The sequence below is a fragment of the Ferrimonas balearica DSM 9799 genome, assembly GCF_000148645.1.
GTDB lineage: Bacteria > Pseudomonadota > Gammaproteobacteria > Enterobacterales > Shewanellaceae > Ferrimonas > Ferrimonas balearica.
Genome location: NC_014541.1, coordinates 1,514,907 through 1,532,755, shown reverse-complemented (window position 1 = coordinate 1,532,755; position 17,849 = coordinate 1,514,907). Strand labels below are relative to the sequence as shown.

Annotated in this window: 13 protein-coding genes; 8 read left to right on the top strand and 5 right to left on the bottom strand. The window is 60.1% G+C overall.

All coding sequences use genetic code 11. The features are described from left to right. The first annotated feature begins 5 nt into the window (after positions 1-5). Positions 6-2,450 carry an OmcA/MtrC family decaheme c-type cytochrome gene (locus tag FBAL_RS06930; protein ID WP_013344871.1) on the top strand — a complete coding sequence of 815 codons (2,445 nt, stop codon included), beginning with the start codon at positions 6-8 and terminating at the stop codon, positions 2,448-2,450. 58 nt (positions 2,451-2,508) lie between these two features. On the opposite strand, the gene FBAL_RS06925 is transcribed toward FBAL_RS06930, so the two are convergent. Then, on the bottom strand, positions 2,509-2,742 hold the full coding sequence (locus tag FBAL_RS06925) for a hypothetical protein (RefSeq protein WP_013344870.1): 234 nt from the start codon (positions 2,740-2,742) through the stop codon (positions 2,509-2,511). 25 nt (positions 2,743-2,767) lie between these two features. Between FBAL_RS06925 and FBAL_RS06920 the strand changes: the two genes are divergently transcribed. The 6 genes from FBAL_RS06920 to FBAL_RS06895 all read left to right on the top strand — a co-directional run bounded on the left by FBAL_RS06920 (position 2,768) and on the right by FBAL_RS06895 (position 14,214). Then, positions 2,768-4,981 carry an OmcA/MtrC family decaheme c-type cytochrome gene (locus FBAL_RS06920; protein WP_013344869.1) on the top strand — a complete coding sequence of 738 codons (2,214 nt, stop codon included), beginning with the start codon at positions 2,768-2,770 and terminating at the stop codon, positions 4,979-4,981. 423 nt (positions 4,982-5,404) lie between these two features. Further along, positions 5,405-7,651 carry a multiheme c-type cytochrome gene (locus tag FBAL_RS06915; protein WP_013344868.1) on the top strand — a complete coding sequence of 749 codons (2,247 nt, stop codon included), beginning with the start codon at positions 5,405-5,407 and terminating at the stop codon, positions 7,649-7,651. A gap of 283 nt (positions 7,652-7,934) precedes the next feature. Continuing rightward, entirely contained in the window at positions 7,935-9,872 is a 1,938-nt protein-coding gene (locus tag FBAL_RS06910; RefSeq protein WP_013344867.1) for an OmcA/MtrC family decaheme c-type cytochrome, read from the top strand. A 61-nt stretch (positions 9,873-9,933) separates the two neighbouring features. Beyond that, positions 9,934-10,884: a DmsE family decaheme c-type cytochrome gene (locus FBAL_RS06905; protein ID WP_013344866.1), complete on the top strand. Its 951-nt coding sequence runs from the start codon at positions 9,934-9,936 to the stop codon at positions 10,882-10,884. A gap of 12 nt (positions 10,885-10,896) precedes the next feature. Further along, complete coding sequence (locus tag FBAL_RS06900) at positions 10,897-12,885, top strand: MtrB/PioB family decaheme-associated outer membrane protein (protein WP_013344865.1); 1,989 nt, start codon at positions 10,897-10,899, stop codon at positions 12,883-12,885. 195 nt (positions 12,886-13,080) lie between these two features. Continuing rightward, positions 13,081-14,214, top strand: coding sequence for a glycerate kinase (locus FBAL_RS06895; protein ID WP_013344864.1), 1,134 nt, complete (start codon positions 13,081-13,083; stop codon positions 14,212-14,214). A 61-nt stretch (positions 14,215-14,275) separates the two neighbouring features. Here the strand turns inward: FBAL_RS06895 and FBAL_RS06890 are convergent, their stop codons facing one another. The 3 genes from FBAL_RS06890 to FBAL_RS06880 form a co-directional block, all read right to left on the bottom strand. Continuing rightward, complete coding sequence (locus FBAL_RS06890; RefSeq protein ID WP_013344863.1) at positions 14,276-14,740, bottom strand: hypothetical protein; 465 nt, start codon at positions 14,738-14,740, stop codon at positions 14,276-14,278. Between the two features lie 8 nt (positions 14,741-14,748). Further along, positions 14,749-15,396, bottom strand: a complete 648-nt coding sequence (locus FBAL_RS06885) for an MBL fold metallo-hydrolase (RefSeq protein WP_013344862.1) — start codon at positions 15,394-15,396, stop codon at positions 14,749-14,751. A gap of 88 nt (positions 15,397-15,484) precedes the next feature. Next, positions 15,485-16,891 (bottom strand): MBL fold metallo-hydrolase RNA specificity domain-containing protein, encoded by a 1,407-nt coding sequence (locus FBAL_RS06880; protein ID WP_013344861.1) that lies wholly within the window; start codon positions 16,889-16,891, stop codon positions 15,485-15,487. Between the two features lie 148 nt (positions 16,892-17,039). Here FBAL_RS06880 and FBAL_RS06875 point away from each other — a divergent pair, with 148 nt between their 5' ends. Beyond that, a complete protein-coding gene (locus FBAL_RS06875; RefSeq protein WP_013344860.1) occupies positions 17,040-17,384 on the top strand; it encodes a hypothetical protein in 345 nt (114 codons plus the stop codon). Between the two features lie 20 nt (positions 17,385-17,404). Here FBAL_RS06875 and FBAL_RS06870 read toward each other — a convergent pair whose 3' ends face one another. Beyond that, complete coding sequence (locus FBAL_RS06870; RefSeq protein ID WP_013344859.1) at positions 17,405-17,836, bottom strand: hypothetical protein; 432 nt, start codon at positions 17,834-17,836, stop codon at positions 17,405-17,407. Positions 17,837-17,849 lie beyond the last annotated feature (13 nt).

Sequence of the window (17,849 nt, the reverse complement as noted above, 5' to 3'; positions counted from 1 at the left end):
CGCCCATGACCACTTGGTTTAACCGACAACAGGACCGCCTTATGAACCCATCCACTCCCCTGGCGCCCTGGCGCACCCTGCTGGCCACCGCGACCCTGGCTCTGACCCTGACCGGCTGTCCCGACGACGGTGACGATGGCGCGGACGGGCCCGAGGGGCCCCCGGGCGAAGTCAGCATTGACGTCGCCGCCGCCAACAGCCTCAATGCCACCATTACCGGTGTCACCATCGATGATGCCGGCATGGTGATGGTGGATTTCGATCTGACCAACGCCAACGGCGTGGCCATCTCTGGACTGGAAAGCTACGCCGAGCTGGATCGCATCGGCATGGGGATCGCCAAGCTCACCACCCTGCAGAAACGACTGCGACCGCTGCCCAGTGATGGCAGTGCCGAGGATGGCAGTGGCAAAGGCACCAAGTCGACCCAGTGGACCAGCTACATCAACCGTGTGGTTGAACCGGGCGAGGTGAATGTCGAAGACACCTTCCCGGAGGGCTGGGACGCGCTGAAAGGGCCGCAGATCCAGGCGGGCATTGAAACCGGATGCACCACCGAGTGTCTCGAAGCAACCGGCAACGGCAGCTACCGATACACCTTCCCCACCGCGCTGTCGGAATACCCGGCCATCACCGGGCTCGATACCAGCTATGACGCCAACCTGACCCACCGGGTCACCATGGAACTGCGTCGCTTCCGGGGGGATGTCGCGGCCGCATTGGTGAATGCCCACTACGACTTTATCCCCGCCACCGGCGCGATGGCGGAAGCCGCAGACACCCGCGAGTTGGTGGTGCTGGAGCAGGCCTGTCTGCGCTGCCACAGCAACGACTACGACAACAGCGCCGCCCACCCGTTGATCCTCCACGGTGGTGCCCGCTTTGAAGTGGAAAACTGCACCGTGTGTCACACCCCCTACTCGGGCGACCCGGAGACCGGCGCCACCATCGATCTGGGCTCGATGCTGCACCAGATCCACAAGGCCGAGTACTTTATGATCGGCTTCAGGGGCAACGGTCAGGATTACCGCGAAGTCACCTTCCCGGCCAACGGCAACGACTGTAAGGTGTGCCACCTCGATGGTGAGGATGCCCCAGCCCAGGCCAACAACTGGTATTTCCATCGCCAGGAAGCCTGCCTGAGCTGCCACGAAAAGTTCGCTCCGGCGGACTGGGATGGCACCGCCCGCGGCCTGTTCCACAGCGAAGGCTTTACCCCGTTTGCCGAGGGTAACTGCGCCGGCTGTCACGCTGACGACACCAACCCCGAAGGCTCAGCCATTTACCACCTCGCCAAGGCCGACGCCACCGCCAATGCCCGCGAAGCGTACACTTACACTCTGGGCAACGGCAGTTTCGACGCCGCCACCGGTACCCTGACCTTTACCCTGAACTGGGCAGGCACCATGGCGCCGGAGATGGACCCGAACGTCTCTGAGTTCTGGGTCACCGCCGCCGCGTTTAATGGCAGTGAGTATGACCTTGGTGGCGTCCGTGCCGACACCGCCAGTGCCTACGGCCGTCACAAGTCACGCATCGCGTTCAACCTGAAAACCGCCAATTCCGGTGGCACCATCACCTCAACGGCCGCAGAGGGTGGCTTTACCTACACCGTCACCGGCATCGACCCCACGGTGCATGACCTGTTTACCGCCACCGCTCAGGGCTTCCTCGACGGCAAACTCTTTGTCTGCGCCAATGCCGGCATCACCAACCTCGACACCAGCACTCTGGTGCCGGTGGCCTGTGACAGTCCGGATGCACGGGTGATCGACGCCATCGTGGCCGGCAATAAGGCCAGCTTCTCTGCCGATGGCAGTGACGTCATGATGCGTCGCGTAGCCGCCATTGAGATGGGCTGTGTCAACTGTCACGCCGAGCAGGCGGACTTCTCCTCCAGCCACGTTAACACCCGTGGCGATGAGACCTATCCGCCGGACAGCGCCTGTGGTTCCTGCCACGCCGGCACCCCGAACACCGCGGTACTGCTGACCGATGGCAGCTGTGTGGCCTGCCACAACCCGAACGGCTCGGCCCACGCCAATAAGCCGTTCTCCCAGGGCTTCGAGTACAAGGTGATGATCCACGAGATCCATGCGGGTACCCGCTCGGCGCGTCGCAATACCGACCTGGCCATCACCTACCCGGACAGCTCGGCTAACTGCACCACCTGCCACGCTGACGGCCAGATCAGCCTGTCTGCCATGGCCTCGCTGCCAGCATTCAGCGCCGCAGACGGTGAGTTCTCACCCGCAGTGGCGGCCTGTGCCAGCTGTCACGCCACCTCTGAAGAGGCCAATCCGTCCGCGGTGGCTCACTTCCGTCAAAATGGTGGGGTCTATGCCGGAACACCGGGTCAATATGTGCCCACCGAAGCGGCAGAAACCTGTGCCACCTGCCACGATGCCGGGCGCAGTGCCGGCTACGACGTGGTGCACGGGCTGGACTGAGCATCAGTCGAACCAAAAAGGGGCCAGATGGCCCCTTTTTTCATGCCTGTTTCCCGGGTTAGCGCCCGGTCATCACTTTGTGCCAACTGTTTACCGAACGCTCATCCCGGAAACCTTTTTCCCACCTCAAAAGCAGCACTGAAATCTGCATCACACCTTTGTTTACCTTGAGGATTTTTCGCCGTTCCATCTGCCCACCTTTGTTAACACGGTCACATTTATTTTGACCTGCCACCCGTAGACTCACCAGTGCGGCGGTATACACGCCGTCGTGAGAACAACTTAAAGACATCGTTTCTCATTTGCAGGGAATAGAGATGACAACAACAAAACAAAACTGGAAACTGCTGGCCAGCGCGGCCATGGTTTCCCTCGCACTGTCCGGCTGTGGCAGTGATGGTAGTGATGGCTCTAACGGTGAAGACGGCAAGCCGGGTCCGGTTGGTATTCATATAAGTGAAAGCCCGACTGTCGTTGCGCACTTCACCGATGCCCAAATTGAAAACGGTACCGTTACCGTTGAGTTCACCCTCGAAAATGCCAACGGCGTTGGGCTGTATGGTCTGACTAAAGACGATGACCTACGCTTTGGTATCGCCCAGTTGGCACATGTAACTGAAGCCATGCCTGGCGCCGAAGAGGGAGTTGAACAAGACCGCGGTTATCAGTGGCAAGCTTACATCAATAGTGAGAAGCAACCGGGTGACCTCCCGGAAGACACCACTCATTTGAACCCCAGCGCCCAGTTCCAGGCTGGCGTTGAAAAGGCTTCCAGCTGTGAGGACTGCCTCACCGATCATGGTAATGGTACCTATACCTACACTTACCAGATCAATGTTGCCAGCGTGACCGAACCTCTTGAGGTGGTTTACAACGGCGAAGCAACCCATCGCGCCACTCTGGAGCTGGAGCTGCCCCAAACTGTTGCCAATGGTCACTATGACTGGCAGCCCTCCACCGGTATGACCGACGACATTCAGACTCGCGATGTCGTCAGCATCGAAGCCTGTTATACCTGCCACCAGCCCGATAGCCTCGCTTTGCATGGCGGCCGTCGCATCGATATCGAAAACTGCGCCTCCTGCCACACGGCCACCTCCGGCGATCCGGAGTCCGGCAATAGCGTTGACTTTACTTACATGATTCACGCTATTCACAAGGGCAAGGACCGTAAAACTTACGCACCGGATCACCCGGATGCGGATGCCAAAGGCATGATCCCGGCTCCTTACATCGTGATTGGCTACAAAGGCTCTGAGCACGATTACAGCAAGGTAATGTATCCCCAGAAACCGGCTGCCGATTGTGCTGCATGTCACGTAGAGGGTGAAGGCGCTCCTGCGGATGCTGCTCTGTTTAAAGCAGACAAGAGCAACGAAGCCTGTATTGCTTGCCACACCACCAATCCGAAGAAGTACCACGATCCGGAAAACCGCGACTGTATCTCCTGCCACGTTGCTGAGGGCTACGCTCGCAGCGCAGAAGAAGCTCATGGCGATGTAATGAAGAGCTACAACGCCAGCCTGGGCTACTCCGCTGAGTTCAGCAAAGTTAAGGCTGAGAACGGTGTTCTGACCTTCGACGTTCAGATCCTGGATGACAAGGGCGAAGCCGTTGCTAAAGAGTTCATTGCCAACCCGAGCATGTACACCAAATCCAGCATCTACATCTCCTGGGATATTGAGAAGGATTACCCGACTTACCAGGATGGATCTAAGTACAGCGATCGCGGATTTGCTCTCACCGATGAGCAAGTTTCCAGCTACAACGAAACCACCAAGACCTTCTCAATCAGTAGCGCCAACCGCAACCTGGTTCTGCCAGATGAAATGAATGGCCAAAATGTTGAGCTGTATGCTGGCGTTGCCACCTGCTTTAAGAAAGGCGGTTACGGGCGTCCTGTTGTTGAACCCATCGCTTGTGACAGCACCGAAAGCGAAGTGACCTTCGCCTACATCCAGGATGAGCCGCTGCGCTTCGTCTGGAACGGTGTTGATACCACTGAAGCGGCTACCGAGCGTCGTGAAATCATTGACGTGGCCAAATGTCAGGGCTGTCACAATCAAGAGATTGTTCACTACGACAACGGCGTAAACTGTCAAGCCTGCCACACTCCGGACAAAGGCCTGTCCTACGGTGCAACTAAAGAGCCGACCAGCTTTGCCTACAAAGCTCACCACGCAGAAGGTCACTACCTGAAATATGGCGGCGCCGGGACTGGCACTGTACTCAAGACCGACTGTTCCACCTGTCACGCCAAAACTGACAAGGTAGACGGCATTGCTCTGGGCCGTGCGCCCGAGCGGGTATGGCGTTACGCCGACGCAAATGGTCAGGACCTGTGGGTATCTTCTGATGCTGGCGCCTGTCTGAGCTGCCACATGAAGTACCTGTCTGACTCCGGCAAAGCTCACATCGAGACCTACGGCGCTGTACTGAGCAGCGACAAGGCGTTCGTTGAAGCCAACGCCGCAGAAAGCTGCGCAACCTGCCACAACCCGGATCAGATCCGCGCGTTGCACGGTAACTAAGCGCTTCGTCTGACTGCAAAAAGCGACCCAATCGGGTCGCTTTTTTTCGCCCTTAAGAATGTTGGATTGCGGCTTTTGCGATCCTGATCACCCCGGCCCGGAATAACCTGTGCACAACGGTCACAGAGTGGCCCGCCAAGCTTTGCTCACCTTTTCGCCACCCCGATAACCCTGCCATAACAGCCATCACTTCCCCGACCGGGTTTATTCGCCCCTCCCTGCCCGTGCCCTCGGCTTTTCTTTCGCCCAAAGGTAACGGGGCTGGTCAGGCGAAACATTTTCGATACACCTCAGGGCTTTAGTGAGCGTTATCGCGATCACGTTACCCCTGTTAGGGCTTCCCTAGACTCTGGCATCGACCCGTTTTCTCTAACGATGGCGGGCAATTAACAAAAAGTTCTTTTCAATTTGCAGGGAAAAGAGATGAGCGACCATAACAACAACTGGAAAAAGCTGGCGTCCGCGCTGGCGGTGTCCGCTTTGCTGGCCGGCTGTGGCAGCGATGGTAAGGACGGTTCCGATGGCGAAGACGGCAAGCCGGGCCCCATCGGCGTCCACATCAGCCAAGCCGACAGCCTGAACACCAGCAACTTGTTTGCGGAGTACAGCGCTGAAAGCAACCAACTGGTGGTGGAGTTTGATCTGGTGAACACCAATGGCGTTGCCATTCACGGTGCCACCATCGACAACCTGACCCTCAAGATGGGCCGTATGGCGCTGGAGAGCGAAGCGACACGCGATGACGTCCAGCCGATGGCGGAACCGCTTCACAACCGCGAGATCTGGGCCAGCTACCATCACCGCAATGGCACCCGGGGCAGCGCCTCCATGTGCAACACCTCCTACACCCCCTACAACGAGTGCTCCGTAGAGGAGATCGAGACCGGCAAGTACCGTTTTGTCGTCGATCACGCGCTGCCGACCACCAAAGAGGAGGGCGGTGCAGAGTTCTTCTTCGCCTACGACGACAGCCAGGTGCAGGGTGTCATGATGCGGGTACAGCGCAAGCTGGCCGGCGACAAGACCGACTACGATGCCACCCACTACGCCACCTACTACTGGGAAGCGGGCAATGTTGAAGCGGAGCGCCCGAAAACCGTTCTGGCTGACCAGACCTGCTTTGCTTGTCACACCGCTGAGGATGTGAAAGCCAACCAGTACGAAAGCGCGCGGGATGAACACCCCACCTATCGGATGAGCAACGCCCACTACGGCACCAGCACCGAAGTGTGTGCTTTCTGTCACGTCGATTACGGCATTCGCACCGTTTCCGATGGTGAGAACACCATTGAGTACTCCCACTCCATCAAGGGTCTGGTGCACGCCATCCACACTGGTGCCACCCACTCTGATCGTCGCGGCGTGGCCAAGTTCGATTCCGTGATCGCCAAAGACGGAGCCAACCCCGCGTTCTTCCTCAAATTCAACAACGAGGAAGGGGTTTACCCGCAAAGCACCGCCAACTGCCTGGCCTGTCACGTGGATTACACCACCACTGAAGAGACCCTGCCTGAGGACGTGACCTACCACGCCCTGCACTGGTTTGCTGATCAGGACAAGCAGAGCTGCCAGAACTGCCACGGTGATTACCACTACGGTGACCGTGAAGAGGGCTGCATCAGCTGCCACAGCTCCTACGATGGCAACACCCGTGGTGGCGCCTTCCGTCACTTCTCTGACCATGGTATGGAGAGTCGCCACTCTGCCGCCACCGTGGGCAGCAACATCGACGTTGACTACACCGGTCTGAGCTGGGATGGCACCAACTTCGACATTCAGTTCAATGTGACCAAAGGCGAAGAAGCGGTTTCCGGCTCCGCCCTGAGCAACGTTACCGTGCGTGTTAATGCTGTCGCGGCCGACGGTTCCAGCCAGTTCCTGGCCAACCGCTCCAACGCCACCGCCACCGTCAACACTAACGGTATTGGCACCGTAACCGTACCGGCGCACGAAACCCTGGCTGCCCTGCTCAATGACATTGATAACCCGACAGCCGCCCAGGACTATGTTCTGGCCGTGACTGCCTACTTCAATGCCTGCGTCAGCAACAAGAGCAACGCCCTGACCGATTACGTTGATGGCCAGTGCTCCGCCGTGGTCAGCCCCTACGCGTCTCAGACCCGTTACCTGACCGTTGCCGGTGAAGCCAGCGAAGTTCGTCGTCATGCGGCAGCCGCCTACGAGAACTGCACCGCTTGTCACACTGATGACATGGTGGTTCGCAGCTCCGGCTACCACTACCGCAACGCCGATAACGACACCTGTGCACAGTGCCACGGTGCTGACGGCTACAAGCCCAGCATGATGGCCCGCGTACACGCCTCCAGCTCCATGGACCGCGTCCGTGCCCATGGCCGTGAGGATGTACAGGCGTTCTTCAGCATGAACCAGTGTTCCGTGTGCCACGACAACAGCTACACCCTGGATGACGTCAGCACCGGTCCGCAGTTCAGCGGCAGCAGCACCTACAGCAGCCCGCAGACCGCCGTTTGTGCCTCCTGTCACCTGTCTGACGCCTACTTCGATGCCGCCAAGATCGCCGCTGCCGATGCCCACATCCTCAACATGGGTGGCATCCATAAAGGCACCCGCGAAGAGGCCTCTGTATCGGAGTCCTGCGCCACCTGCCACACCACCGATAACATTCAGAAAAACCACAAGTTTAACTGAGTCAGTGGTGTTATGATCAGCGGCCCTACGGGGCCGCTTTTTCGTTGTACGCTCCGTGGAACCGGACCGACCCGGATCACGTTCTGGCCCTGAGGCGGGGCCCGCGCAAAGTTATAAAACGCTACAAAAACAAGCCGCTAGATCGCTGATCTGTATCACGGTTTGTCGCGGGCCAAGTTGATATAACACACAGTGACTCTGTGGGTAGATAACAGGCCAGAAAGGCCAACCCCCGGTCCGGTCACTCGGCAACGAGTACCCAATATTCTTTTGCAGGGAATAGATGATGACTAATAACAAGATGCAATGGCGCCTGACAGCCTGCGCCGCCATTATGGCCACCGCTCTGGTGGGTTGTGGCGATGACGGTAACGACGGCAACGACGGCGACCCGGGTCGCCCCGGTGGTAACCCCGCCGAAACCATCGCGCAACTGAACCTGGAAGTGACCAAGGTTGAGTACGTTGATGGCCAACCGCAGGTGACCGTTCTGGCCACCAACGAGGAAGACGAGTCAGTAGTGGGCCTGCAGAGCATGGAAGTGAAGAACTTCCAACTCTACCCCCAAGGCTTCTTCCAGGCCGGTGATTCCGCACGCTGGGCCAGCGCTGGCAGCAGCAAGGTCTACGAAGACCACGGCAACGGCTACTACACCTTCTCCTTTGAAGGCATCGAACAGAACAGTGACCTGACCCAGCGTTACAACGTTCTGGCCGGTAACAACACCCTCCCCGACGGCACCCCGGTGCCCCGCAACGAAATCTCCGAAGACTTTGACGGTCAAGGCAACGACGCGCTGTACACCAAAGACGTGATCAGCCACGACGCCTGTACCGCCTGTCACGTAGAAGGTGAGCCGCTGACTACCCGTCACAGCAGCTACTTCGAAGCGGAAACCTGCATCAACTGTCACAACGAAGATCGCATGACTGGCAAGCGTGCCAGCTTCCAGCATCTGGTGCACACCATCCACAACACCGCCGCCACCTTCACCGACAAGAACGACCGCGAGTACACTGGTCAAGCGGCAGAAGCCCTGCTGCAGAACAACTGCCAAGCCTGTCACGTCGCTTCCGAAGAGCTGGCTGAGTGGGGCAACTGGACTCGCGTTCCCACCAAGGAAACCTGCTCCGCTTGTCACAACAACGGTTACGATGGCAAAGACGTGGTGCACCTGCGCCACCTGGCCGAACAGGACAACTCCTCCTGTGCCGCTTGTCACAACCCGACCCAGATCGAATCCATCCACATGAAGTCTCATCAGGATGAGGCTACCGTGGTTGAACAGTTTGGTATGACCGCCACCTCCGTTGTTAACGCCGACAACAGCGTGACCATCTCCGTGAACCTGACCGAGAACGGTCAGCCGATCGATGCTGGTTCAGTCGTTAACAGCCTGGATATGGTTGAGTACGTGTCCAACGTGGGTCCGAAGTTCCCGGTACTGGGCTACTACAGCAAAGACTCCAAAGCGTTCCACGGTGAAGAGATCGCCGCCGCCATCGAAGGTGGCAGCGTGGTTTACACCACCAAAGCGCTGCCGTTTGCTGAAGGCGATGCCGACACTGCCCTGACCATGGTTGGTGTGCGTGTTTGTGCCGAGAACGGCGTTCTGGCTGAGTGTTCCGACAACGCCGACAAGATCGCCCTGGACGCCTACACCAGCTTCGTAAGCAAGTCCGGCGCGGCTCTGTCTGAGCGCCACAACAGCCTCGACAACGCCAGCTGCCTGGGTTGCCACGGTGAAACCTTCCAGCTGCATAACGGCAGCCACCACGCTGGTTTTGTCCTCAACGACAACATCAAAGTGGGCGACTGCGCCGCTTGTCACACTCCGGAAGGCACCTACGCGCCGACCAACATGGGTGCGATTGAGCTGAAACTGCATAAAGTGCACGGCGAACAGTGGATCGTGGCCGACTGTGCCCAGTGTCACACTGACTTCGAAGTGGGCTCCTTTAACGTGAAAGGCGCACTGAACACCGGTGCAGCCGAAGACGGTACTGCCCTGTACAGCACCCCGCGTGCCGCCACCTGTATCTCTTGCCACAACCCGGCTGACACCCTGGCCGGCGGTGAGACCCTGCAGCAGCACATCGTCAATGTTGGCGGTGGTCTGGTGGACGTACCGCGTGACCAGGCTGATGCTGGCGCCCAGGTAGAAACTTGCTTCTACTGCCACAAGCCTGAGCTGAACAACCACACCGTCGTCAGCTTCTAAGCCAAGCCGGGAGGGCCGTCTGGCCCTCCCGATTCTGCGTACAGAAAAGGAACGCCTCTCTATGCAAGCAAAACCTCTGATCGCGACCTTGCTTGGCAGCGCCGTGCTGGCACTGGGCCTGAGTGGCCCGGCCGTCGCTGGCAGCTGGGACGACATGGATCCGCAAGAGTTTGAAGCGGTACTGGACAAAAAGTTCGCCGAGGGTAACTACTCCAAGCAGGGCGCAGACAACTGTCTGATGTGCCACCGTCGCTCCGAAAAAGTGATGGCCCTGTTTGATGGCGTGCACGGCCGTGCCGACCAATCCAAGAGCCCGATGGCTGGCCTTCAGTGTGAAGCCTGTCACGGCCCGATGGGTACCCACAACCGTGGCGGTAAAGAGCCGATGATCACCTTTGGTGAGAACGCGCCGCTTTCCGCTGAAAAGCAAAACAGCGTGTGTCTGTCCTGTCACCAGGGCGAAGAGCGCATGGCCTGGCACAGCTCCGTGCACAACCTCGAAGAGGTTGCCTGTAGCTCCTGTCACCAGGTCCACGTTGCTCAGGACCCGATCCTCGATCGCAAGACCGAAGTCGAGACCTGCACCAGCTGTCACACCCGCCAGAAGGCGGACATGAACAAGCGCTCCTCCCACCCGATGAAGTGGGCGGACATGACCTGTTCTGACTGTCACAACCCGCACGGCTCCATGAGCGAAGCGGCGCTGACCAGCACCACCGTGAACAACACCTGCTACGAGTGTCACGCGGAGAAGCGCGGCCCGTTCCTGTATGAGCACGCGCCGGTGGCCGAAGATTGCGCAGCCTGTCACAACCCGCACGGCAGCGTAAACGACGCCATGCTGACCCAGCGTGCGCCGCAGCTGTGCCAAAGCTGTCACGCCAGCCCTCACAGCGGTAGCCCGATCTTCAACTCCGGTGAAGACCGTATGACTGCCGGTAAGAGCTGCCTCAACTGCCACAGCCAGGTGCATGGTTCCAACCATCCCAATGGCTCGGCTCTTCAGCGCTAAGGGAGACAGAACATGAACTTTCGTCTCAACCTGATCACCCTGGCCCTGGCCAGCTTCTCCGGCGCAGCCATGGCCAACTACGGCCTGGCCAACGCCAACCTGGAGAAAGTCGATACCACCAAGTGGGAGTGTAAGCGCTGTGAGCCGGTGAACGGCTACCAGGGCAGCGTAGGTGTTGGCGGCGGTGCCGTCATCACCAACGACAACCATGCCGCTAACCGCTTCGGCGGTAACGAAGACGGTGGCGTGGGTGAACTCAATGCCGACGTGCGTTACAACGCCGAAAGCGGCTACAACGCCAGCATCCTGACCGACCGTCTGGGTACCGGCAACGGCAGCGCCAACGTCTCCGTAGGCAAAGCCGGTGTGGCCAACGCCGAGTTCAACTACCGCACTCTGACCACCTGGCAGGAAGACAACGCCTTCAGCCAGTACGTGGCCAACGGCAGCGAGCTGGTCAACACCGGCAGCCTGGTTCAGCAGGACCTGAAACTGGAGCGCGAGCGTTACGGCTTTGCTTTCGATGTGGGCGGTGAGCTGTGGGAAACCTACGCCAACTTCCAGCGCGAAGACAAAACCGGCACCAAGAGCCGCTCCGTTGCCGGCCTGTCCGCCACCAACATCGTTGCGCCGGTGGACAGCACCACCGACCGTTGGGAAGCGGGTGCCAAGCTGACCGGCCAGAACTGGTTTACCGGTGTGTCGTACATCTACTCTCAGTACGACAACAACCTGGCCACCAGCCTGACTCTGGACAACAACGCGTACGCGCTGGCCAATGACCCCAGCAACGAAGCCTATCAAGTGGTACTGAACGGCGCCTACAGCCTGAACCGTACCCACTTCGCCGGCCGAGTTGTCAGCGGCAAGATGACCCAGGACGACGACACCCTGAAGATCGGCGGCATCGCCGGCTTCGACGGTGAAGTCCGCACCCTGGACGCCAACTTCCGCGTAGCGTCCAGCGTGACCAACCGCCTGCGCCTGACCGCCAGCTACGATCACAGCGACCGCGACAACCGCTCCACCGTGTTGCAGGGCGACGCCATCACCGTTGATGGCCTGTCCGGCGACGTGGAAGGCGTAAAGCTGTACGACACCACCCGTAACACCTACAAGGTGGGTGCCAGCTACCGCATCGCTTCCGGCTACCGTCTCGACGGTGGTTACGATCGTAAGGACGTTGAGCGTACCGAGCAGGACCGTGAGAAGACCAACGAAGACACCCTCTGGGCCCGTCTGCGTGTCACCTCACTGGACAACTGGGACTTCGGCCTGAAAGCCGGTTACAGCAACCGTGACGGCTCCAAGTACGACGCCAACCGTGGCACCTCCGAAGAGGACAATGCCCTGCTGCGTCGCTACTACCTGGCCGACCGCGAGCGCGTTGAAACCGAGCTGCGCATCACTCACACCCCGATCGACACCCTGTCCATCGACTTCACCGGCCGTTACGCCGAGGACGATTACAGCGAGTCTGAAATCGGCCTGACTGAAGCGAAAGACTACGGTTACGACCTGGGTCTGAACTGGGCCGCCACTGAGCACCTCAACCTGCACGCCTTCGGTGGCCAGCAGTGGATTGAGTCTGCCCAGGCCGGCAGCACCGTGATGAACGGCACCGCCAACTGGTTTGCCGATGTGGAAGACGAGTTCATCCACGCCGGTCTTGGCTTCAGCTACGCCGGCCTGATGGCGGACAAACTGGTTATCGGTGGTGACTACCTGTACGCCGACTCCACCAGCGACACTGTGGTCAGCCAGGGCATCAGCGTGCCGTACGACGACTACTACGCCACCAGCCACAGCATCAACTTCTACGGTGACTACGCGTTCTCCGAGAAGATGAGCGCCCGTCTGGACTACATGTATGAGCGTTACCAGGACAGCGACTACGCCGAAGTAGGCGTGAGCGCGGTTCCGGGCCTGACCACCCTGGGTTACTGGGGTCACAACTACAACGCCCATATGGTGATGGTGTCCTTCAAGTACGCCCTGTAACCAGTCAGCGAATCACTAAGCCGCCTTCGGGCGGCTTTTTTTATGCGCCTGAGTTACCCTGCTGATATGCCCTAACTTTCGCCTTTCGCCCCACCAGGCTCTGGATACAAAGGTGAGTACAGTTTTGTGCGCTGCAACCTCGTGATGGCCCACCCCATCGGCCATAATGCCGGCCAGCCAACAAGGGAGAAGAACGTGAAAATCGTCGTAGCACCGGATTCCTATAAAGAGAGCCTGTCCGCACTGGATGTCGCCACCGAGATAGAAGCGGGACTCAAACAAGCCCTGCCCCACGCCACCGTGATCAAGGTGCCCGTGGCCGATGGCGGTGAAGGGACCGTGCAAGCGATGGTGGACGCCACCGGTGGCCATTACGAATCCCGCACCGTGACCGGCCCTCTGGGCCAGCCTGTGGAAGCGCGCTTTGCCCTGCTTGGCGACGGCAGTACCGCCGTGGTTGAGATGGCAGAGGCTTCCGGCCTGCATCTGGTAACGCCGGAGCAGCGCGACCCGCGCATCACCACCACCTACGGCACCGGCGAGCTGATCCGCGCCGCGCTCGATCTGGGCGTTCGACACCTGATCCTCGGTCTGGGTGGCAGCGCCACCAACGATGGAGGGACGGGCATGGTGCAGGCGCTGGGTGCCCAGTTGCTGGATACCGAGGGGCAACCCCTGCCTCGCGGCGGTGCCGCACTGGCTGACCTGGCCCGGATTGATACCCGCCACCTCGACCCCCGCCTCGGCCAACTGACCGTCGAGGTCGCCTGTGACGTCGATAACCCGCTGTGCGGCCCCAAGGGTGCCTCCGCCATCTTCGGCCCACAGAAAGGCGCCACAGAGGCTGTGGTGGCCGAACTGGATGCCGCGCTGAACCACTACGCCGAATGTCTGCTGCAACAGCTGGGGCAGGATGTCGCCCACGTCCCGGGGGCTGGCGCTGCCGGGGGCATGGGCGCTGCCGCCCTCGCCTTCTTTGGCGCCACCCTGCGCCCGGGCATCGAGATTGTTCTCGATACCGTGGGACTGGATAAACACCTGGAAGGTGCCGATCTGGTGATCACCGGTGAGGGCCGCATCGACAGCCAGACCATCCACGGCAAAACCCCCATGGGCGTCGCCAAACGCGCCAAAGCGCTGGGCCTTCCGGTGATTGGACTGGCTGGCAGCCTGAGCGACGACGTCGATGTGGTGCACGACCATGGCATCGACGCAGTGTTCTCCATCCTGCCGCGTCCGATGACACTGGAGGAGGCGCTGGTCAACGCCCGCCCCTTCCTGCGCCAGGCCGCCCGCAACGTCGCCGCACTCTATACCCTGCGCCGCTGAGCGCTCCCTCACCGCACAAAAAAGCCCGCTCAACTGAGCGGGCTTTTTCCATTTCATGCGATTACAGCGCCAGAGCGGTTTTCAGTTCGGCGCCGTCGGAGAAGTACTGGATGTCCGCCACATTGCCGTTTTCAAAGCGCACCATGGTGACTTCGTTGGTCTGGTGCGGGAAGTTGGCGGTGGCATCACCTTTGTCGTCCATCAGGGTGAGCCAGGGTTGCTTACGCATCTTCGGCAAAGCAAACATGGAGGTGATGATGGAAGGCATGATGCTGATGTCGGCCACGTAGACCACCTGTTTGGCTTCCAGTTGGGCCTGCTCCACTCCGTCCAGTGCGGCGCTGGCAACGTCGCTGCCGCCTTTATCGCGGGTGAACAGGAGAGTATGGACATTACCGGTCAGGGAGTGTGCCCCACCGTGTTGGTCTTCCAGAGTCAGGTAGGGCAGCGGTTGCCCCATCTCCAGCGCGGCGGCGGGGAAGACGGTGGCAGCGCTCAGCGCGGCGGCAACAAGATACTTCTTCATTCTTGTGGTTATCCTTGCAGTACTTGGTCGGCAACAAAGGGGTTGCTACGGCGTTCATCGGCAAAGGTGGCACCCGGCCCGTGGCCCGGTACGAAATAGACGTCGCTCCCCAGCGGCCACAGCTTCTGGGTGATGGAGCTCAACAGGCTTGGATGGTCAGATTGCGGGAAGTCGGTGCGGCCGATGGAGCCATGGAACAGCACATCGCCAACAAAAGCCAGTTTCTCTCCACGGTGGAAGAACACCACGTGGCCCGGAGTGTGGCCCGGGGTATGCAGCACTTCGAGGCGCTCTTCACCAAACTCAATGACGTCGCCGTCTTCGAGGTAGCGACCCGGCGTAAAGGTGGCGATAACCGGGAAACCAAACATCTGGGACTGGTGGGCCAGGCCATCAATCCAGAACTGGTCGGCCTTATGGGGGCCTTCAATGCCCACTTCCAGCGCCTGGGCCAGTACGTCAGCACCGCCGGCGTGGTCGATATGGCCATGGGTCAGCAGCACCTTCTCAACGGTAATGCCACGCTCCTGAATCACCGCCTGGATGCGTTCAACGTCCCCACCGGGATCGATCACCGCCCCTTTCAGGGTCTTTTCGCACCACACCAACGAGCAGTTCTGCTGGAAGGGGGTGACCGGAATTATTTGATATTTCATCGGCTCACTCGCAGTTCGGGACTGTGGCCCGAGGATACCAAACTTTGCCCCTGGCGCCACCGGGTTTATGGCAACGCTGGGGCCCGGCTCAAGGCCGCAGTACCAGGGTTTCCCCCAGATAGGGGATGCCCACCCGATGACGCAAGCGAGCCTCAATCGCGTCTTTCAGTGCGAGCTGAGCTGACTCCTCCCCATGCACCAGCAACACCCGGGGCCGTCCCGGAATCGCCGCCAGCCAGTTCAGCAGTTGGGCCTGATCGGCGTGGGCAGAGAATCCGCCCAAGGTGTGGATGTGTGCCCGTACCGCATAGGTCTGGCCAAACAGCCGGACCCGTTTCTCGCCGTCCACCAATTGACGGCCGAGTGTGCCGTTGGCCTGGAAGCCGGTGAACAGCAGATGGGTGCGGTCATCCCAGACGCGGTGCTTCAGGTGGTGCACCATGCGGCCCCCATTGCACATGCCACTGCCGGCGATGATGATCAGGCCCTGGTTGATGCGATTCAGGCCAATGGAGTCGTCGGTGTTCTGAGTCAGGTGCAGGCAGGGCAGGAACGCCTCCAGGGTATTGCTGCCCTCGGCGCTGAGCTGGGCCAGATCCTCCGGGTCCATCAGCTCGAGCCACTGGTCGTAGATCTGAGTCACCTCGATGGCCATCGGGCTGTCCAGCACCACGTGCCAACCTTCAAGTCGACCCTGATGATAGAAGCAGCCCAGCTGGAACAGCACCTCCTGAGTGCGGCCCACCGCAAACGCCGGCACCAGAATCACGCCACCGCGGGCACTTTCCAGCACCTCCGCCAATTCATCCAACGTCTCCTGATAGCTGCGGTGGTTACGGTTGCCGTAGGTGCTTTCCATCATCACCCAGTCCACTTCGGGCACCGGGGCGGGATCACGCATCAGCGGGGACTCGGTATTGCCGAGGTCGCCAGAGAATAGCAACCGCATCGGTTCCGGCTCGCTGCCGTCATCCAACGTCAGGTGGACCATGGCGGCGCCCAGAATGTGGCCGGCATCCAGCAGGTTGACCCGCACCCCGGGCAGGATGTCGGTGGGGAGGTCGTAGGGCAACACCTGGCACGCTTCCAGCACCGCCAGCACATCCTCCATCTCGTACACCGGCTTCTGCACCTTCTGGCCCTTGCGCTTGCGCACCAGGTTATCCCGCTCCAGATCCTTCAGGTAGAGGTTGCAGGCGTCTTTCAGCAGCACCGCCAGCAGATTGAGGGTGGCGCCGGTGCAGTAGATGGGGCCGCGATAGCCCCGCCGCATCAACCGGGGCAACGCGCCGGAGTGGTCGAGGTGGGCATGGGACAGCACCACGGCATCGATGTCGCGGGACTTAAAGGGCAAGGTGTCCCGGCGCAGCCGTTTACTGAGCTCGCCGCCCTGGTGCATGCCGCAGTCCAGCAGCACCCGTTGGCCGTTGATATTGAGCAGATGACGGCTGCCGGTGACTTCGGTCGCGGCGCCGTGGCAGGTCAGTGTGATCATCCCGATTCTCCAACCATAATGATTCCAGTCTAGGCTTCCATCGCCACCCTGCCCTGCGCCAGATCAGCAAAAACGCATATCATTCGTCCACGCCAGCTCCGCCGCAACGACTAAACTGACTGAGACAAACCGATAGCGATGAACCGCCATGCTGTGGATGATGTTGGCGCTGATACCCGCTATGGACAGCCTCCCCTTTGCGCCCGGGGATCACTACACCTGCCAGGCCGGCCCCCACCACTTCAACCTGACCGTGGACAACCGCGGCGACAGGCACATCAGTCGATATGCCCTGGTACAACCCGACAACATTGCCATGCCCCGAATCGATTACAGCCGCTATATGCAGTGGCAAATCCTGCGGCTGGACGGCAGCCCGCTGGCGCTGCTGCGCTTTATGCCGGAGGAATGGACGCTGGAGGTGGCGGTACTCGACCGTCATGGCGCGCTGGTGGACACCAGTGAACATCCCGCCCATTGCAGCAGCGGATAGAGAATCGAGAGAGGAGGATTTCAGGCCCGCTGACGGGCGCTTTCAATGGCCTGACGCAAGGCCTCCGGCTCGTCGCTGCCCAGAATAATGGACTCGCCCCCACGCAACTGCAGGCGCACCCCATCCAGCCCGGAAACGTTGTAGAGCCAGCCCTGCGGCGTCATTCGAATGCCCAATCCCCAGTACCAGCGGGTGCGAATCGGCTCGGCCTGCTCAATTTCAGCCAGGGGCACCGACTTACGCCAGAATCCGGGGCCAAAGTGCCAGCGCACCGCATCGTTATCCACCCGCACCGTCAGGCTGTTAAACCACACCGCGACAAAGGCCAGCAGGCCAAACACGGTGATGGTGGCCGCAGTGGGGTCACGCCCAATCTGCACCGCAATAAACAGCAGTATGGGGGCAAGAATGGCCATCATGGCGGTGCCACGTTGGCGATGGTGATAGTGCATCCGGTTGCTCCCT